The organism is Planctomycetota bacterium (genome assembly GCA_016872555.1).
Classification (GTDB): Bacteria; Planctomycetota; Planctomycetia; order Pirellulales; family UBA1268; genus F1-20-MAGs016.
Genome location: VGZO01000013.1, coordinates 59,635 through 76,437 on the forward strand (window position 1 = coordinate 59,635; position 16,803 = coordinate 76,437).

The following is a 16,803-nucleotide window of genomic DNA, read 5'->3' on the forward strand; positions in this document are numbered from 1 at the left end:
GGCCGGAGCGGCCCGCGGTACCCTGCGCCGGTCGCCCTTCGCCCCGCGGGAGCTCTCGCCGATGCCGACCGTCATCCAGCGCTGCCGCTTGGTCGCCCTGTCCGCCACGCTCCTCGCGGCCGCCCCCGGCTCGCTGCCGGCCCGTGCGCAGGGCGACGTTTCCCCGGACACCCCGGAGTATCCCCTGGCCGTCGCGCCGGCGGCCGATGGAGCGCTCCTCTGCGCCGACCGCGTGCTCCCCGGGTTGTGGCGGATCGCCGACGGCACGGCGACGGTGTTGTTCCAAGGATCGAAGAAGTTCCGCACGCCGCTCAATGCCGTCCGCACCGTCGCCATCGCCCCCGACGGCACCGTCTGGGCCGGCGACCCGGCGACGCGCGATGTCCACCGGATCGCCGCCGACGGCACGGCGACGCCGCTCACCGGCGGAAAGATCGGGATCCCGATCGACATCGCCATCGATTCGCGCGGCACGCTGTTCGTCTCCGACCTCGAGACCCAGCGCGTGTGGCGCGTCGCGGCAGGCGCGACCGAGCCGACGGAATTGGCCGTGCTGGCGGCGCCGCGCGGCCTGTTCGTCGACGCCCAAGACCGGCTCTGGGCGGTGGCCGCCTCGGGCGACGCGCCGCTGGTGCGGATCACGGCCGATGCCACGGTCGAACCGGTGGTCAAGTCGCGGGCGTTCCAGTTTCCCCACGACGTCGTCGTCACCGCCGACGGCACGGCCTACGTCAGCGACAACTACGCGGTGGCGGTGTGGAAGGTGGCCCCCGACGGGAGCGTGAGCACGTGGCTCTCCGGCGCGCCGCTGGCCGGCCCGGTCGGTCTCGCGATTCGCGGCGACCGGATCCTCGTCGCCGATCCGAAAGCGCGGAACGTGTTCGAGGTCGATGCCGACGGCAAGGCCGCGCCCCTCCTCCCCGCCCCCCGCGGTCCCGCCGGGTCGTGAGGCGGACGGCCCGGCCCCTTGTCACTCACTTGGCGTGGCGCACCGGCGCCGCGACGAACCACTGGCCGGTCTCGCGGATGACCAGCGAGCACCCGTGGGGCGGGTCGTCGATCACCGTCGTTTCCCCGCCAGGCCATCGGACGACGATCCGCTCGACGCCGTCGGCGGCGCCGATCCCGAACGACAGCCGCGTGCCGAAGTGCCCCTGGTAGCCGCGGCCGCAGACCACCTCGGCGACCTGCGACCGCCCCGCCGCGGTGACCGTGACGCGGGCTCCGACGGCGTCGCGGTTGCCCGTCGTGCCGCGGAGGAGGACGGCGACGTGGCCGTTCTCCGCCGGCGAGGCGTTGCGGAGGACGACGGCCGAGCGGCGCGAACTGGTGATCACGGCGTCGACCAGTCCGTCGCCGTCGAGATCGTCGAGGACCGTCCCGCGGCCGACGACCGGGACAGACAGGCCGCTCCCGCAGGTCGCCGGCAGCCGCGTGAAGCGGCCGTCGCCGCGGTTGCGGAGGACGACGGCGCGCCCCTCGTAGGAGGTCGTGCGGTCGAACTGCGCGACGTTGTCCTGGATGTGCCCCTCGACGTAGAGGATGTCGGGGTGGGCGTCGTTGTCGAAGTCGGCGAAGCCGCAGCCCCACTTGACGTTGGCCGTCGTCCCCTCGCCGACCCCGGTGAGTCGAGTGACGTCCTCGAAGTCGCCGCCACCGAGGTTGCGGAACAGCACGGGCCGCTCCCCCTGGTAGGTCGTCTCGAAGAAGTCGATCCTCCCGTCGCCGTCGACGTCGGCGGCGTCGACCCCCATGCTCGCCACCGGGGCGCCGTCACCGTTGAACTTGAGCCCCACCGCCAGCGCCCCCTCCGTGAACCGGCCGTGGCCGTCGTTGAGCCAGCAGAAGTTGCCGAACCCGTCGTTCATCACGAACACGTCGGTGTCGCCGTCGTCGTCGACGTCGCCCGTGATCGTCCCCATCCCGGGCCCCGGAGTGGCGGCGATGCCGGAAGCGATCGAGACGTCGGTGAACCGGCCGTCGCCGTCGTTGCGGAACAGGGCATGGGGCAGCGGGTCGTAGGCCTTGGGGCTGGTGTAGACGGGGAATCCGTCGGAGAACTCCGGGACGTGCGTCGCGCAGGTGAAATCGACGTAGTTGGCGAAGTACACGTCGAGGTCGCCGTCGGCATCGGCGTCGAGGAGCGACACGCCGCCGCCGACCCGGCTCCCGTCGTCGATCCCCGAGCGCGCGGTGTCGTCGCGGAACGTGCCGTCGCCGTTGTTGTGGTAGACGACCTTCGGGCCGAACGTCGAAATCACGAGATCGGGATGACCGTCGTCGTCGATGTCGCCGGCGGCGACACCGAGCCCGTAGCCGGGGTCGCCGATTCCCGCCGCGTCGGTGACGTCGGCGAACCGGAAACCACCGAGGTTGCGGAACAGGCGGCTCCGTGGTGCCGGGTCGACCGGCGGCGTTCCCTCGAGCGGGACGCCCGACAACAGATACAGGTCGAACAGTCCGTCACCGTCGTAGTCGAGCGTCGCCGCCCCCGAGGCCATCGACTCGACGATGTAGCGTTGCCCGCCGCTGCCGTCGGCATGGACGAACACGACCCTGCTCGACGCGGTGGCATCGTCGAGCCGGATCGGGCACCCGGTGGCCCCCGGGCGCGGGGCGGCGTCGCGCCGCGCGCAGCCCGCCACCACGAGCACGGCCACCGCCGTCAGGCCGAGGATGCCGCGCCGGTTCATCGTCGATTCCCCCCGGCGGGCCCGGGCCGCGGCGCCCGGGCGGCGGCCGCGGCCGCGCGGGCACGGAAATCGGCCGCTTCGGTCATCCTGCCGTTGGCGGAATAGACCTTCGCAGCGAGGTCGGCGGCGGCGGCCAGCGCGCCTGCCGGTTCGCCGGCCGAGAGCCCCTCGCGGATCCGCCGCTGCCCGATCCCGCGATCCTCCGCCACGATCTCGAGATGCCGGCGCCGGTACTGCTCGGCGAGGTCGTGTTCGCCGAGCCGCTGGCAGGCCTGGGCGGCGCCGAAGCAGGCCGGCCCGCTGACCGGATCGAGACGCAGGGCTTCGAGGTGCGCGGCCTTGGCCCGCGCCGGCTCCCGGAGGGAGTTCCACGCCTGCCCGAGCTGGACGTGGGCGGCGGTCACCGCCGGATGGGCGGCGACGACGCGCTCGAGCACGGCGACGGCCTCGGGCAATCGACCGAGGTTGGCGAGCGACTCACCGAGCATGACGCCGGCGGCCTCCGATTCCGGATCGATCCGCCAGGCGCGCTCGAGGAGGGGCACGGCGGCAGCATGGTCGCCACGCGACATCGCCTCCATGCCGAGCAGTTCGTAGGCCGGAGCCAGTTCCGGCTCGACGGCCAGCGCCGCCCTCAGGCTGGCGACCGCCTCGTCACCGTATCCGTGACGGAGGAGGATCCGGCCGCGCGCGTAGAGCGCTTCGGGAGCGGCCGGGAGGTCGTGGAGCAGCCGATCGGCGATCTCGAGCGTCGCGCGCCGTTCCTCCTGATCCGGCGGCACCTCGGCGGCGACCGGCCGGAGGGCGGAAATGGCCCGGGTCCGTCGGGCGAGGCCGACCACCCGCCAGGCCACGACCGCGGTGGCGACGACGGCCACGGCGAGGCCGGCTGCGAGGATCGAACGCCGGGGCCTGACGCCTCCCGACGGTGGAGCCGCCGTCCGCGCCGCTCGCTCTCTCCTTCGTCCCATGCTCACCCCGCGCCGAACGGTGCCGGTGCGGTGGCGGACCGCTCCGCCCCCTCGACGATCGTCACCGTGCGATCGGCGGCGACGTCCTCCACGACCGCGGTGGTTCCGTCCGGCCAGCGGACCTCGATCCGATCGACGCGCGGCCGGCTCCCGAGGCCGAAGTGGGGGCAGGAGCCGAAATGGCTCTGGTAACCGCGGCCTGAATGGATCTCCGCGACCTGGACGAGGTCGCCGGTGACCACCCGGACGCGGGCTCCGAGTGCGTCGCGATTGCCAGCGCGGCCGCGGAGCCGGACGCGGAGCCAGTGGTTGCCGGGCGGCGACTCGTTGCGGAGCACCACCGCGGCGCCGTCGCGGACGAGCATCACCACGTCGACCAACCCGTCGTCGTCGAAGTCGTCGAAGGCGACGCCGCGGACGACATGCCTGCCCGCCAGACCGTCGCCGGCCAGCGCCCCGACGTTGGCGAACCGCCCGCCGCCGAGATTGCGGAACAGCACCGGCGGCCAGCTCACCTCGCGCTCCGTGACACCCGGCTCGCGCTCGTAGATCTGCCCGCAACCGATGAACAGGTCCTTGAGCCCGTCGTTGTCGAAATCGACGAGGCCGACCCCCCACTTGATCGCCGCCACCGCCCGGACGCCGATCCCCGCCTTTGCGGCCACGTCCTCGAACAGGCCGGAACCGAGACCGCGATGGAGGACCGGCAGTTCGTCGTAGTACGGGGTGACGACGAGGTCGAGTCGGCCGTCGTTGTCGTGATCGCCGGCATCGACCCCCATGCTCGCCGTCGGCGTGCCCAGCGCGTTGCACGCCAGTCCGGCCGCCAGCGCGACCTCGGCGAACGTGCCGTCCCCTTGGTTGCGGAACAGGAAGTCGAGCCGCTGGTCGTTGCAGACGAAGATGTCGGTGAGGCCGTCGTCGTCGTGGTCGAAACAGATCGTTCCCATCCCGGCACCGGCATGGGCGGCGATGCCGGCGGGCCCCGACACGTCGGTGAAGCCGCCGTCGCCGCGGCCGTGATACAGGCGATTGGGCAGCGGGGAGAAGTCGCGCGGCCGGGCGTAGTCGTCGCGGCCGCCGAGCCGGGCGGTGCGGTGGGTGGCGTAGCGGAAGTCGACGTAGTTGGCGACGAACAGGTCGAGGACGCCGTCGCGGTCGTAGTCGAGAAAGTTGGCCCCCGCTCCCAGCGCCTCGCCGCGCCCGACGCCGGCCGTGGCGGCCAGTTCCGTGAACGTGCCGTCGCCGTTGTTGCGGTGCAGGAGGCAGGGACCGAAGGCGTTGGTGAACAGGTCGGGGGTGCCGTCGTCGTCGTAATCCCCGACCGCGACGCCGAGGGCGAAGGCCCGGTGGGCGATCGATGACGATGCGGTCACGTCCTCGAAGCGCCACCCGCCGGCGTTGCGGTACAGCCGGCTGCCCGCGTTCGGGTCGGCGGGGGACCCCTCGAGGGGCACGCCGGAGAGGAGGTAGAGATCGACGTCGCCATCGCCGTCGTAATCGAACGAGGCCAGCCCCGATGCCACCGTCTCGGCCATGTAGTGCCGGCCGGCGCCGCCGTCGCTGTGGCGAAACGTGATCCCGGTGTCCGCCGTCACGTCGCGCAGCCGTATCGGGACATCGGCAACCGCCGCCGCCAGCGGCAGCACGAGGCCCGCCACCAACCAGCCCTGGAGGGCGCCGGGCGGAAGGTGTCGCCTCATCGTCCCTCCTGCGCGGCGAGGACTTCGAGAAACCGTCGCGGCTCGGGCCATTCCGGCGCCAGGGCAGCGGCCCGGCGCCAATGGGCAGCGGCCTCGTCGAAGCGCCCGGCGCGGGCGTAGAGGCTGCCCGCCTCGCAGTGGTAGCCGGCCAGCACCGGATACTTGGCGTCGAGCCGCGTGGTGGTCTCCGCCTGCTGGGCACTGTCGAACGCGGCCAGATTCTCCAGCTGGAGCGCGGCATAAGTCTCCCGCGCCCGCCGGGCCCGCTCGGGGTCGCCGAGCCTGGCCCAGGCCTGGGCCAGGCCGTAGGCCGCGACGACCCGCTGTGCCGGATCGGCGGCGGCGCGGTCGTACGCCGTCACCGCCCCGGCAAGGTCTCCCGCCTGCGTCCGGGCCTGCCCGAGCAACACCTGGGCCCAGCCCGGCAGGGCGGCCTCGCCTCCTGCCGTGTCGGCGATCCGGCCGAGGATCTCCAAGGCCGCGACGCCGTCGCCCGATTTGACGAGGCTGTCGACCCACAGAAACGCCTTCTCGATCGCCAGGCGCGGCGCGACCCGCTCGAGCCGGGCCATGGCGGCGGCGGCCTGCGGGTAATCGCCGCCGTGCCACGCCGTCTCCGCCAGACCGAGCCAGGCCTCCGGCTCGTCGGCGGCGATCGCCGTCGCCTGCTCGAACCGGGCCCGCCCCCGCTCGGGGGCGACGAACAGCTGCAGCACACGGCCGCTGACGGCAAGCGCCCGGCCGTTGCCGGCAAAATCCCGGGCCAGCGATTCGGCCAGCGCGTCGGCATCCCCGGCGAGCTCTCGTTCGTCGGGCCGCACCGGGGCGATCGCGGCCGTCGCGGTAGCTGCTTCCGCGCCTGCCTCGGGCCGACCGGGACGCGCCGGCAGCGTGTCGGCGCCTGGCGGGCCGGCCGTTCGCGGGCGCGACAGGCGCTCGCCGACGATGAACAGTCCCACGATCCCCACGGCCACGCCGGTGATCACGGCGCTGGAGAGGCGTGCCGGGGCCGACGCCGACCGGGACGGCGCGTCAGACCGGTCCGACGACGGGCGCCGGCCAGGGCACGAAGAACGTTGGCGCTGCATGCCTCACCGCAGTCCGACGACGCGGGATCCGCATCCCCGGCAGGGATGCCGCTCCCGATGAAATACCGGTTGTTATCGAACACTCCACTCGGTCAACGCAAGCCGCGGCGACGTGGTCGTCGCGCGAGTGGGGCGATACAATCGCTTCGACGTTTTCCCGCCGGTTTTTGCCCCTTCCTGCTCGCCGAGGCTCATCCATGTCGATCCGTCCAGTGCATCACGGGATCCACTCCCCCCTGTCGTCCAGCGCGTTTGTCCGCCGTCGCGCCGGCATGCTGCTGGCCATGGCTGGCTGCATGATCCTCGCCGGGTGCGGCTCCAAGTCTCCTGGGCTCGCGGGCCTCGCGCCGGTCACGGGAACCGTGACACTCAAGGGCGCTCCGCTCGAGGGAGCGACCGTCACGTTCTCTGCCGCGGGTGCGGGCCGAGCCGCTTCAGGAATGACCGACGCCACGGGGAAGTTTTCCCTGACATCGCTCAACCCCGGCGACGGGGCGATGCCCGGCGACTACAGCGTGACCGTCAAGAAGACGGAGACGGTCGGCAAGGTCTACTCGTCGCAGGAGTCGCAGGAGTACTACATGAAGAACCAGAAGGCTCCCCCGGCACCGCAGGTCAAGAACCTCGTCAACGGGAAGTTCGCGCTGCCGTCGTCTTCACCGCTGAAGGCGACGGTCAAGGCGGGGAAGAACGACTTCACGTTCGACGTCGAATGACCGCCGCGGCGACGCCTCCGCGATCGCCTTGGCGAACCTGACCGCGGCCGCATCAGCCACGAATACCGCGGCCACGACCGAGCAGAAAAGCACAGGGGCCGCGATCGACTCGTCGATCGCGGCCCCTGTCGTTTCATCGTCTCCCCAGCCCGTCGGCCGCGACGAGAGTCACGGACCGTCGGGTGGGTCATGGATCGCGGAGGGTCAATCGCTGGTGGCGACCGACTCGCGACCGGCCCGCGAGCCCATCGCGCCCCACACGCCGTATGGCGAGGCACGACCTCCCGGGGAACCGTCTCCGTTGTAGGCCCGCCACGAAAGCGACAGGTTGCCCGTGTCGATGTTGTTGGTGATGAACCGCACCGACGAATCCCCCATCACGGCGTTGACGCCGCCGGGATGGTTGCTCGAGGCGGACACCGCCCCACCGAGCGCGTCCCAATCACCCTCGATGCACGACGGGCCGTTCGGCGGCGTCACCGTCTGGAAGCCGGTGAACGTCGTCCCGCCGTCGGCCCAGCGCTGGCCACGCCACGGGCGCGTGTTGGTGCCCGCCACGTACTGGCCGTTGGCACCGACCCGAGCCATGCAATCCGACGGCACGAAGTCCTGCCAGCCGGGGAATCCCGTGGCGATCCCGGAGTTCACGACATTCTGGGAATTGGTGCCGACCAGGTTTTCCGACATCGCGATCGTCTTGCTCAGGCCGTCCACGACCTGCGCCATCGTGCTCCCCTTGGGCGCACGCTTGTAGGTGCCGTCGGGGTAGCCGTTGGAACCGGCCTGGAACATGCCTCGCGCATTCTGCGCACCATTGTCTTCACTGTACGAGCCGCAGTCACCGCGGCTGAAGCAGTAGTTCGACACGCCGACGCTGCCGATGTCGCCGGTGGCGGTCACCGCTTCCTGGTCGGACGGGCAGCGGATGCCCGGGAGCGTGAAGTTCCACGGAGCCTGCTGCGGACCGAGACCACAGTTGTCCCACGGCGGCGGCTGGCCGTTCGGTGGGCCGCCGACGTTGAGGTTGCTGTTGCCCCCCTGCCAACTCATCTGAAAGTTGTACATCTGGACGTTCTCAGTGAACGGCAGCAGACGCGGATGGGCTCCCCAGCGCCAGTTGATGCAGTGCGGGGGAAACGACTGGTTCGTGTCGTGGTAGTTGTGGAGAGCGATCCCCAACTGCCGCAGCTTGTTGGTGCAACTGCTCCGCCGGGCAGCTTCGCGGGCCGCCTGCACTGCAGGCAGGAGCAGCCCGACGAGCGTGCCGATGATCGCGATCACGACGAGCAGTTCGACGAGCGTGAAGCCAGCCGACCGCCGTCCTGCACCGCCCGGCACACCTGTGCCGGCGAGTGGCGGACTGTTTGAAAACGACATGACGCCTCCTGAAGTGCCCATGCCCTCCGGGAGCACGGCCCCGGAGACCACGGACCGATGATGAAAACCGGATAGATCTCCCCATCGGAGCCGGGGGGCTCCGACAACGATCTCGGCACCTTCCGCAGGGTTCGCCACCCTGGATTCGGATGCCGGAATGGCAGGGAATGACCAGATTTACCCCACCATTCACCAGCGAGAACTATATGGCCGCCCTTACGAACCGTCAATAAAACGTTCTGTCCTTTCCCCCGATCGATGACTCACTCCTCGGAGGCCTCCCGATGGACGACTCGGCCCGCGATTTCCTCGTCCGACTCCTCGAAACCCCCAGCCCCTCGGGGTACGAGTGGCCGGTCCAGGATCTGGTCCGCGGGTATCTCGCCGGCTGCGCGGAAACGGTCGCCACCGACTCCCACGGCAACGTCATCGGTGCCGCCCACCCGGCAGCCACACCGCGCGTCATGCTGGCGGGCCGAAGCTCGCCGCCAGCGGCCGTGCTACCCCGACCGATGCCAACGTGCTCCAGACGCCCCGCGCCGGCGTCGCCACGGCGCTGGAAAGCATCCCGAACCGCTCCATGCACTCGGCGGTGGAGACGGTATCGCTCGACGACCTCAGGCCCCGCATCCGGTGCAGGGGCCGGCGGGCGGCCGTGACCATCCGTGTCACGGCCACCCGCGGCCGAGTGAATCGCTGCCCTCCGCGCATGCAGATCAGGGCCGGCTCTGCTTCCCTGTCGACGGCTCGGTTGCTCTCGCCGGCGAGGGTCTCAGCCGATCAAGGCGTCGAGTCGGCGCCGGAAATCGGGCATCTCGGCGGTGAGGACCTGCTGCCAGGCCTGGGGGTGCCACAGTTCGACGCACACCACCGCCCCCACGACCACCACGTCGTGCCCCGGTTCCATGCCGAGGAATGACCGGAATCCCTCGGGGATCACCAGGCGGTCGCGCCCCGCCAGCGACACCGAGGCATGCCGGGCCGAGAGCAGGCGGCCGGCCTGCTGGACTTCGGCGACACGCTGCGCGAGCAATCCCGCCTCCAACTTGCTGCGGAGCACGTCGACCGCCGCGTCGAGCCGCGGCCGCCACGTCGACGCCGCCCACAGCGACAGGCAGCCGGCCCGCTCCTTGGCAACGATCAACCGTGGCCCGCCGGCGAGGAGCGGGGCCGACAACTCGACCGGTAACGAGAGCCGAAAACGCCCGTCGAGCGTTCTGACGAACTCGCCGATCAGCAATCCACCGGCCGTGCCCATCGTGCACCGTCGCCGTCAATCCCTTGCCTCCCTGCACGACTCGTCGCGGGACGATCCATCCTGCCGCGCCGAAGATTCCCCGGGCTGCCGCTCGACCCCGGCGGCCGTCACTGGCAGCGCGGGGAACGGCCGTGCCATGTCAATCGGTGACCCGATTGCAGGGCAAGTAACCCACAAATTTAGCCTAAAAAACCGCATTATGGGCATCAAACCCACTGGCGGAGTCTAGCGATGCGCTTGGAAAGTGCAAGCTGATCGCGACAGTCAGAACCGGCAGGGGCTTGGAGCGGCCACGTGTAGCGGCGCACCCGGCATGGCTGGCCGTGCAAAACGGCGCCCATAAGCGTCTGCAAGGCGTCAACCAGGTGCCCTGCCGAGCTTGTTCAGTGACACGACTCGCACTCGGCCGGCGGCGACGCCGCCTTCAGCGCGGCCGCTTCCTTGGACAGCTTGAACTCCGGCCCGGCCGGAAAGTATTGGATGTCGTCCTGCAGGTAGTAGGCGCTGGGGAGCGTCTGGCCGCCGACGTCGACCTGGCACCCTGTCAGGGACAGCGCGGCCACGGACAGGCAACCGATCAGGCAGCACAGGGTCCATGACCGGGCGGGGCTCGACGGCTCGCGGCGGAAGGCTGGTGCGTGCATGGCTCGGGTCCGTGGCGGAGGAAGCGGTGTCGTCGAACGACTCCGATTTCGTATCGACCGACACGACCGGAAAACTTTGACCGATCGCTACGACCGGTGCCCAGGGCCCACCCACCAGCGGCGGTATCCCGTCCAATCCCCCCGGTTTGCCTCGCTTCGGCGATCCTGGTTGTCCGTAGACAAAGCCCTCTGAGACCAGTGTCCACTCGGGCGACCGCGGGAAACACTGCTGGTTTCCCGGGTAGCCGTCGGCCGCATCCGGCGGCCGAGCACTTTTTCCATAAGCTGCTCACGCGAACCACCCACCCCTTCCGGACCTGCGCCCTGCCGATTCGGCTTCGCTCCAGACCCGCCGCCGGTCGATACGCCGCGGGAATGCGTTCACCCGTTACAACTACCGTCATGAAGCCCCGGGCCACCGAGACCCCGACTGCGACGGGGGTTCTGACAGACCTCGCGCGGCGGCGGCCGACCGCGCGGCGCCTCGCGACGCTCGTCTGTCTCGGCGCCTGGCTCGGCTCGGCAGCCGACGGTGTGCTCGCCCAACAACCGGTCCTCCCCCCGGGAACCGGCACGCCGCGCGGCCTCCAAACCGTTCCCGGACCGGCCTACGACGCGGCGCTCGAATCGCTGTCGCGCGGCGACTACTCCCCGGCCCTCGAGATCGCCGGGCGCGAGTACCGCGGCGGGATCCGCGTCGGCAGCCGGCGCTGGCTCGACTCGGCGGCGATCGCGGCGGTGGTCGGCGAGAGCGAGTACGAGCTCGGCCGCTTCCGCGAAGCCGTCGCCGCGTTCGACGAGACGCTGCTGCTCATCGCCCAGAATGCCGACTGGCTGCTCGCGGTGCGATTTCCCTCCGGCGTACCCGAGCCGGCGGCGCGGCCCCGGGTCGCCACGTGGCGGAAGAGCGAGCGCGCCACGCGCCCCGCCAACCTCCCCGCCACGGCGCTGATCCAACTCTCCGGCAGCGACCCTCAGGACGTGCTCCAGAAAGGAGGCCTGCTGTCGGCCGCGTTCAGCACCACGCTGCGCCCCGAGGAGATCATGCGGGCGCTGGTCATGAGCCTCTACCGGCGCACCGAGATCCTCGGGGGCCTGGCGCGCGACTCGACCGCTTTCCGCGAGGTGCTCGCCGCCTTGCAGCGCCGCCCGGCCCCCCCGAACCACCATTCCCAGGCCTGGATCGACGTGGCCCTCGGCACGGCCCTGTGGTCGCAGGGCAAACCGCAGCAAGCGGCGCCGCTGCTCGAACGCGGGCTCGTGGTGGGGCCGGGGCTCGACCACGGGCTGACCGGGTGGGGGCTCGTCGTCCTCGGTCGCATCGCCCTCGATGCCGGCAACCCCGCCGGCGCCGCCCGGCTGTTCGACGAGGCGGCCTGCGCGGCCGCCGAGGCCCGCGACGCCCGGGCCCTCGAGGAGGCGTTCCGGTGGGCGTTCGCCGCCCACATGGCCGCCGGCGCCGAGACGGTGCCGGCATCGATCGCTGCCGCGACCGACTGGGCCCGCGGCGACCTGCCGGTGGTCCGTGCCCGGCTGCTCGCCTCCCAGGCAGAGGTGCTCGCCGGCAGCAACCCGCAGGCCGCCGCCGCCCGTCTCAAGGCCATCGATCAGCGGTTTCTCGGCGGCGAAGCGGGGCGCGGCGCCGTCGGGGCACTGGTCGCCTACGCCGCTGGCCTGGTGGCGCTGGCGGGGGGCGATGCGGCCGCGGGCAGCGCCGAACTGGAGCGGGCCGTCGCGATCGGACGGCAGCGTTCGCCGCGGCTCCACCAGACGGCGCTGGTCGTCGAGCGGATCGTCGGCGGCGGCGACGGCCTCTCCGACCGGCAGGCGGAAGAACTGCTCACGCAGCTCCTCTCCGACCCCGCTCCCCGCGACTTCACGGTCGATCCGCTCGCCGCGATGGTGATCGTCACCACACCGCGGCAGCCCGCGTTCGATGCCTGGTTGGCCGTCGCCGGGCGGCGCGGTGCCGATTCGTTCCTCGCCGCCGCCGACGCCGCCGCCCGGGCGCGGTGGTCGGTCCTCCAGCCGTTCGGTGGCCGCCGGCTGGCGATCGATCGGCTCCTCGACGCCGATCCGACGAGGCTCGACGCCGCTGCCGCCGCCCGCCGCGCCGCTCTGCTGGCCCGGAATCCCGACCTCGTCCGGCTCCTCGACGACACGCGCGCCATCCGCGCCCGGCTGTCGGCGGCGCTGGCGGAGGAGGCCGGTCGCCCCGCGGGCCCCGATCCCGCCCCGCCCCGCGGCGTTGCCGACGCGGCGCTCCGCGGCGACGACGACGATTGGCGCGCGTTTCGCGCGGCCTCCGAGCGGCGCCGGACGCGGGTCGACCAGATCGCCGCCGGGCGCGACCCGACCGTGTTCGACTTTCCACCCCCGGCCCGTCCCGATCTCCGCCAGCGGCTCCGGCCCCGCGAGATGATCCTCTCGTTCCACTGGACGCGGGCGGGGCTGTTCGGGGCCCTCGAGTCGCGCGACCGCGTCGCCCTCTGGCAGGTGGCGCAGCCGGCGGCCGTGCAGCGCGAGATGGCTGACCTGCTCCGTGGCATCGGGCTGTTCGCCAATGCCGCGCCGGTGTCCACGGCCCACCTCGCCGCCAAGGAGTGGCGGACGCCGGCGGCGAATCTCGAACGGCTGCTCTTCGAGGCGTCGCGGATCGCGCTCGGCGCGGGGATCGACGACCTCGTGATCGTGCCCGACGGACCGCTGTGGTACCTCCCCTTCGAGCTGCTGCCGGTCGGGTCGGGCGATGCCGACGCCCCCCGCCCCCTCCGCGAGGTCTGCCGGATCCGCACGTGCCCGACGAGGGGCCTGGCGCTGTCCGACACCGCGGCCGCCGCCACGCCCGGCCCGATCGGCATCCACATCGGCAAGCGGTGGCGCGGCGACCGCCCGGGGGATGGCGTGCGTGTCGCCTCCCGGCTGGAGCGGTGCGTCGCGCGGGCCGTGGCATTCCCCGGCGGCGTGACGGCGGAGACGTCGGCACTGGCCGCGGCGCTGTGCGAGACGTTCGTCGTGTTCGATGAAGTGCCCATCGACTCGCCGGTCGGCGCTCGGCCGCTGCTCGCCGGCGGCCCGGACCGCGCCGCGGCCACGGTGAGCTTCACCGACTGGCTCGGTGCCCCGGCCAAGCGGCCCGGCTGCCTGATCCTCGCCGACGTCGAGACCGCAGCGGTCGGGGCCACGGCGGCCGGGCGCGGCGGCGAGGAACTGTTCGAGGCGACCGTCGACCTGCTCGCCGCCGGCGCCCGCCGCGGGCTCGTGTCGCGCTGGCGGATGGCCGGTGCGACGTCGATCGACCTGATCGGCGAGTTCCTCCTCGCCCTCGACGAGTCGTCGCCGGCGGGCCCCGATCACCATGCCGCGCCGGGCGCGGCGAGCTGGCGGCGGGCGGTTGACGTCGTCAGCCGCGAAGTGCCCGACGGGGCGGCGGAACCACGGATCCGGCAGGACGCCGAGCATCCCCTCGTCGACAGCTCGGCGCCGCTGCTGTGGGCGGGCTACCTGCTGGTCGAGCCGGGGGAGCCCCACCCTCCCGGTGCCGCGCCGCAGGGGGCGCGATGAGCGACCTGGTAGGCGCCTCGTCCGCCGTCGGCGACGCCACGGTCCTGCTCCCCTGGATCGGGCTCGGACTGGCGAGCCTGCTTGCCGGCGCCGTCAACGCCGTCGCCGGGGGCGGGACGATCATCTCCTTTCCCGTCGTCGCCGCGCTGTTCACCGGGCCGGCGGCGTTGGTGACCGCGAATGCCACGAGCACGGTCGGATTGTGGGCCGGCGCCGTCGCCGCCGCGTGGGCCTACCGCGACCAGCGGCAGGCGCAGCCGGCGTGGGCGCGCCATCTCCTCGTGCCGAGCATCGCCGGCGCGGCGCTCGGGGCGCTGCTGGTGATCGTCCTGCCGGCACGCTGGTTCGAGGCGCTCGTCCCGTGGTTGATCCTCGGCGCTGCCATCCTGTTCACGATTCAACCACGTCTCGCGGCCGCTGCGTTCGGCCCGCCCGCTGCCCCGGCGACCGACCAGCTCGGCGACCGGCCCGTCGGGGCACGAGTGATCCACGGATGGCTCGCGATGCTCGCGCAGTTCCTGGTCGCGGTCTACGGCGGCTATTTCGGCGCCGGCATCGGGATCCTCACGCTGGCCTTGATCGGCGGACTGGGCATCGCCGACATCCATCGCGCCAACGGCGTCAAGAACCTGCTCACGATGGCGATCAACGGCACCGCTGCGGCGGTGTTCGCGGTCGCGTCGTTCGTGTCCGCCGCCGATTCCGGTCCGGCCACCGGCGGCGGATGGGGGGTGTCGTGGCCGCACGCGGCGGTGATGGCCGTCGCCGCGGTGATCGGCAGCCTCGGTGGGGCCCATGCCGTGCGGCGGTTGCGCCCCGCGCATGTGCGCCGCCTCGTCGCCGCCATCGCCTTCGCGCTGGCGGGCTATTATCTGTGGCGGGAGTACGGCTGAGTCGCCGGCCCTGGTCCCACCCCGGGGTCGCCCGCCCCGTATCTCCTGTTCGCCGCATCATGCTCGTCGCGACCCACGGCCTCACCAAACGCTACAGCGGTTTCACCGCCCTCGACGACTGCTCGCTGGCCGTGCCAGCCGGCGAGACGTTCGGCCTCCTCGGCCCCAACGGCGCCGGCAAGACGACGCTCATCCGCTTGCTCCTCGGGTTCATCACGCCGTCGTCGGGCACGGCGACCGTGGCCGGGCATGACTGCGCCCGGGAAAGCGTCGCGGTCCGGGCGGCCACCGCCTACCTCCCCGGTGAAGCCCGTCTCTTCCGGCGGATGAGCGGCACGGAGGTCCTCGACTTTTTCGCCCACCTGCGCGCCGGCTGCGACCGTGACCGGGCTGCCGGGGTGGCACGGCGGCTCGACCTCGACTGCAGCCGTCAGGTCGCACGGATGAGCACGGGGATGCGGCAGAAGCTGGCACTGGCGGCGGTGCTCGCCACCGAGGCGCGGCTGGTGATCCTCGACGAGCCGACGGCGAATCTCGACCCCACCGCGCGGGCCGAGGTGTTGGCACTGGTCCGTGAGAGCCGTGCCGACGGGCGGACGGTGATCTTCTCCTCCCACGTGCTCTCCGAGGTCGAGGCGACCTGCGACCGCGTGGCGATCGTCCGTGCCGGCCGGGTGGTGTTCGAGCAACCGCTCGAACGGGTGCGCCGCCGGCACCGGATCACCGCCCGCCTCAGCGCACCGCTGGCATCGCTGCCTCCGGCTCCCGACGGTGCCGCGACGATCCGCGACGCCGGCGACGGGATCATGGTCCTCGACGATGTCGCCGAGTTGCCGCCGCTGCTCGGCTGGTTGGCGACGCTGCCGCTGGCCGAGATCCGCGTCGAGCCGGTCGGGCTCGACGCCATCTACGACACGTTCCACCGCCCCGGTGCGACCGCACGCCCGGCGCCGATCGCCTGAGGAGCCCAGCGACGCATGGACCGATCCCCGCCCGCGATCGCCGCAGTGGCGGCCCCGTTGCTTTCCGGATGGTATAACGACGCCATCTGGAGGAAGACCTGGGGCGACCAGCGCGTCCTGGTGGTGTCGCTGATCGCCCTGTGGGCGGTGTTTCCCTGGCTGTTCATCTGGCTGTCGGCGCAGATCGACATGACCGCGTTCCAGGGGCTGCTGTCGTTCATCCCCAAGGACTGGCAGAAGCTTTCAGGGGTGCCGTTCGCCGAAGTCGCGACGCCGGCCGGCCGTGTCGCCCTGGCGTTCGTCGATCCGGTCGTCGTCCTCGCCGCCACCGTGTTCGCGATCACCCGCGGGAGCGACGCGGTCTCGGGGCAGGTGGAGCGCGGGACCCTGGAGATGATCCTCGCCCAGCCGGTGACGCGAACGGCGTTCTACGTCACCCAGGCGCTGGCCACGGTCGCCGCCGCGGGCCTGCTCTGCGCGGTGCTCCTCGCCGGCGTCTGGTCGGCGGTGGCCCTCGGACCGTGGGCCGGCGAGGTCGAGCCGTCCCGGTTCGTCCCGGCGGTGGCCAACGTCTTCGGCCTGATCGTGTGCATCGCGGGCCTCACGACGTGCGTTTCCGCGGCCGACAGCTACCGCTCGCGCACGATCGGAATCCTCTGCGGCGGCTACGTGCTGTCGCTGCTGGCGAAGCTCGTCGGTCGGTTCGTCGGCCGGTTCGAATGGGTCGGGTGGCTGTCGATCTTCAGCGTGTACGAGCCGCAGCGTCTGGTGGGCGCCGACGGCTCTGGATGGGGCCTCGTGGCCCGCTACGACGGCCTCCTGCTCGGCATCGGCTTGGTGGCCTACGTGATCGGCGGGTTGATCTTCGTCCGCCGCGACCTGCCGGCTCCGCTGTGAACAGCGGACAGTGCCGACCGACTGCGATGGTCCGCGG

The 16,803-nt window shown here is 72.1% G+C and carries 14 protein-coding genes; 7 read left to right on the forward strand and 7 right to left on the reverse strand.

The features are described from left to right. Positions 1-61 precede the first annotated feature (61 nt). Complete coding sequence (locus tag FJ309_06520; protein MBM3954251.1) at positions 62-949, forward strand: hypothetical protein; 888 nt, start codon at positions 62-64, stop codon at positions 947-949. Positions 950-974: 25 nt separating this feature from the next. On the opposite strand, the gene FJ309_06525 is transcribed toward FJ309_06520, so the two are convergent. The 4 genes from FJ309_06525 to FJ309_06540 are packed head-to-tail and all read right to left on the reverse strand — an operon-like array spanning position 975 to position 6,455. Then, on the reverse strand, positions 975-2,693 hold the full coding sequence (locus FJ309_06525; protein MBM3954252.1) for a CRTAC1 family protein: 1,719 nt from the start codon (positions 2,691-2,693) through the stop codon (positions 975-977). Then, positions 2,690-3,664, reverse strand: a complete 975-nt coding sequence (locus FJ309_06530; GenBank protein MBM3954253.1) for a tetratricopeptide repeat protein — start codon at positions 3,662-3,664, stop codon at positions 2,690-2,692. The genes FJ309_06525 and FJ309_06530 overlap by 4 nt, the downstream gene beginning before the upstream one ends. 2 nt (positions 3,665-3,666) lie before the next feature. Continuing rightward, positions 3,667-5,418, reverse strand: a complete 1,752-nt coding sequence (locus FJ309_06535) for a CRTAC1 family protein (GenBank protein MBM3954254.1) — start codon at positions 5,416-5,418, stop codon at positions 3,667-3,669. Further along, positions 5,364-6,455, reverse strand: a complete 1,092-nt coding sequence (locus FJ309_06540; protein MBM3954255.1) for a tetratricopeptide repeat protein — start codon at positions 6,453-6,455, stop codon at positions 5,364-5,366. Before FJ309_06540 ends, FJ309_06535 begins: the two co-directional genes overlap by 55 nt. Before the next feature lie 197 nt (positions 6,456-6,652). On the opposite strand from FJ309_06540, the gene FJ309_06545 reads away from it, so the two are divergent. Next, positions 6,653-7,171, forward strand: coding sequence for a carboxypeptidase regulatory-like domain-containing protein (locus tag FJ309_06545; protein ID MBM3954256.1), 519 nt, complete (start codon positions 6,653-6,655; stop codon positions 7,169-7,171). A gap of 204 nt (positions 7,172-7,375) precedes the next feature. Here the strand turns inward: FJ309_06545 and FJ309_06550 are convergent, their stop codons facing one another. Then, positions 7,376-8,548: a DUF1559 domain-containing protein gene (locus FJ309_06550; GenBank protein ID MBM3954257.1), complete on the reverse strand. Its 1,173-nt coding sequence runs from the start codon at positions 8,546-8,548 to the stop codon at positions 7,376-7,378. A 349-nt stretch (positions 8,549-8,897) separates the two neighbouring features. Here FJ309_06550 and FJ309_06555 point away from each other — a divergent pair, with 349 nt between their 5' ends. Continuing rightward, a complete protein-coding gene (locus FJ309_06555) occupies positions 8,898-9,467 on the forward strand; it encodes a M42 family metallopeptidase (GenBank protein ID MBM3954258.1) in 570 nt (189 codons plus the stop codon). Here FJ309_06555 and FJ309_06560 read toward each other — a convergent pair. Both FJ309_06560 and FJ309_06565 read right to left on the reverse strand, forming a co-directional pair. Beyond that, positions 9,321-9,806: a division/cell wall cluster transcriptional repressor MraZ gene (locus FJ309_06560; protein ID MBM3954259.1), complete on the reverse strand. Its 486-nt coding sequence runs from the start codon at positions 9,804-9,806 to the stop codon at positions 9,321-9,323. The genes FJ309_06555 and FJ309_06560 overlap by 147 nt on opposite strands. A 383-nt stretch (positions 9,807-10,189) precedes the next feature. Next, entirely contained in the window at positions 10,190-10,396 is a 207-nt protein-coding gene (locus FJ309_06565; GenBank protein ID MBM3954260.1) for a hypothetical protein, read from the reverse strand. Positions 10,397-10,852: 456 nt separating this feature from the next. On the opposite strand from FJ309_06565, the gene FJ309_06570 reads away from it, so the two are divergent. Genes FJ309_06570 through FJ309_06585 form a run of 4 tightly spaced genes read left to right on the forward strand, consistent with a single transcriptional unit; the run spans position 10,853 to position 16,766 of the window. Then, complete coding sequence (locus FJ309_06570; GenBank protein MBM3954261.1) at positions 10,853-14,014, forward strand: hypothetical protein; 3,162 nt, start codon at positions 10,853-10,855, stop codon at positions 14,012-14,014. Next, positions 14,011-14,907: a sulfite exporter TauE/SafE family protein gene (locus FJ309_06575; GenBank protein MBM3954262.1), complete on the forward strand. Its 897-nt coding sequence runs from the start codon at positions 14,011-14,013 to the stop codon at positions 14,905-14,907. Before FJ309_06570 ends, FJ309_06575 begins: the two co-directional genes overlap by 4 nt. Before the next feature lie 59 nt (positions 14,908-14,966). Next, positions 14,967-15,869 (forward strand): ABC transporter ATP-binding protein, encoded by a 903-nt coding sequence (locus tag FJ309_06580; protein ID MBM3954263.1) that lies wholly within the window; start codon positions 14,967-14,969, stop codon positions 15,867-15,869. A gap of 15 nt (positions 15,870-15,884) precedes the next feature. Continuing rightward, complete coding sequence (locus FJ309_06585; protein ID MBM3954264.1) at positions 15,885-16,766, forward strand: hypothetical protein; 882 nt, start codon at positions 15,885-15,887, stop codon at positions 16,764-16,766. Positions 16,767-16,803: the final 37 nt, after the last annotated feature.

What these genes read in the sequence shown, in the direction of transcription:
- FJ309_06535 (MBM3954254.1), bottom strand. Translation starts at nt 5,418, where the DNA reads ATGGCCCGAGCCGCGACGGTTTCTCGAAGTCCTCGCCGCGCAGGAGGG.
- FJ309_06580 (MBM3954263.1), top strand. Translation starts at nt 14,967, where the DNA reads ATGCTCGTCGCGACCCACGGCCTCACCAAACGCTACAGCGGTTTCACC.
- FJ309_06585 (MBM3954264.1), top strand. Translation starts at nt 15,885, where the DNA reads ATGGACCGATCCCCGCCCGCGATCGCCGCAGTGGCGGCCCCGTTGCTT.
- FJ309_06550 (MBM3954257.1), bottom strand. Translation starts at nt 8,548, where the DNA reads ATGTCGTTTTCAAACAGTCCGCCACTCGCCGGCACAGGTGTGCCGGGC.
- FJ309_06525 (MBM3954252.1), bottom strand. Translation starts at nt 2,693, where the DNA reads ATGAACCGGCGCGGCATCCTCGGCCTGACGGCGGTGGCCGTGCTCGTG.
- FJ309_06570 (MBM3954261.1), top strand. Translation starts at nt 10,853, where the DNA reads ATGAAGCCCCGGGCCACCGAGACCCCGACTGCGACGGGGGTTCTGACA.
- FJ309_06530 (MBM3954253.1), bottom strand. Translation starts at nt 3,664, where the DNA reads ATGGGACGAAGGAGAGAGCGAGCGGCGCGGACGGCGGCTCCACCGTCG.
- FJ309_06540 (MBM3954255.1), bottom strand. Translation starts at nt 6,455, where the DNA reads ATGCAGCGCCAACGTTCTTCGTGCCCTGGCCGGCGCCCGTCGTCGGAC.
- FJ309_06520 (MBM3954251.1), top strand. Translation starts at nt 62, where the DNA reads ATGCCGACCGTCATCCAGCGCTGCCGCTTGGTCGCCCTGTCCGCCACG.
- FJ309_06545 (MBM3954256.1), top strand. Translation starts at nt 6,653, where the DNA reads ATGTCGATCCGTCCAGTGCATCACGGGATCCACTCCCCCCTGTCGTCC.
- FJ309_06560 (MBM3954259.1), bottom strand. Translation starts at nt 9,806, where the DNA reads ATGGGCACGGCCGGTGGATTGCTGATCGGCGAGTTCGTCAGAACGCTC.
- FJ309_06575 (MBM3954262.1), top strand. Translation starts at nt 14,011, where the DNA reads ATGAGCGACCTGGTAGGCGCCTCGTCCGCCGTCGGCGACGCCACGGTC.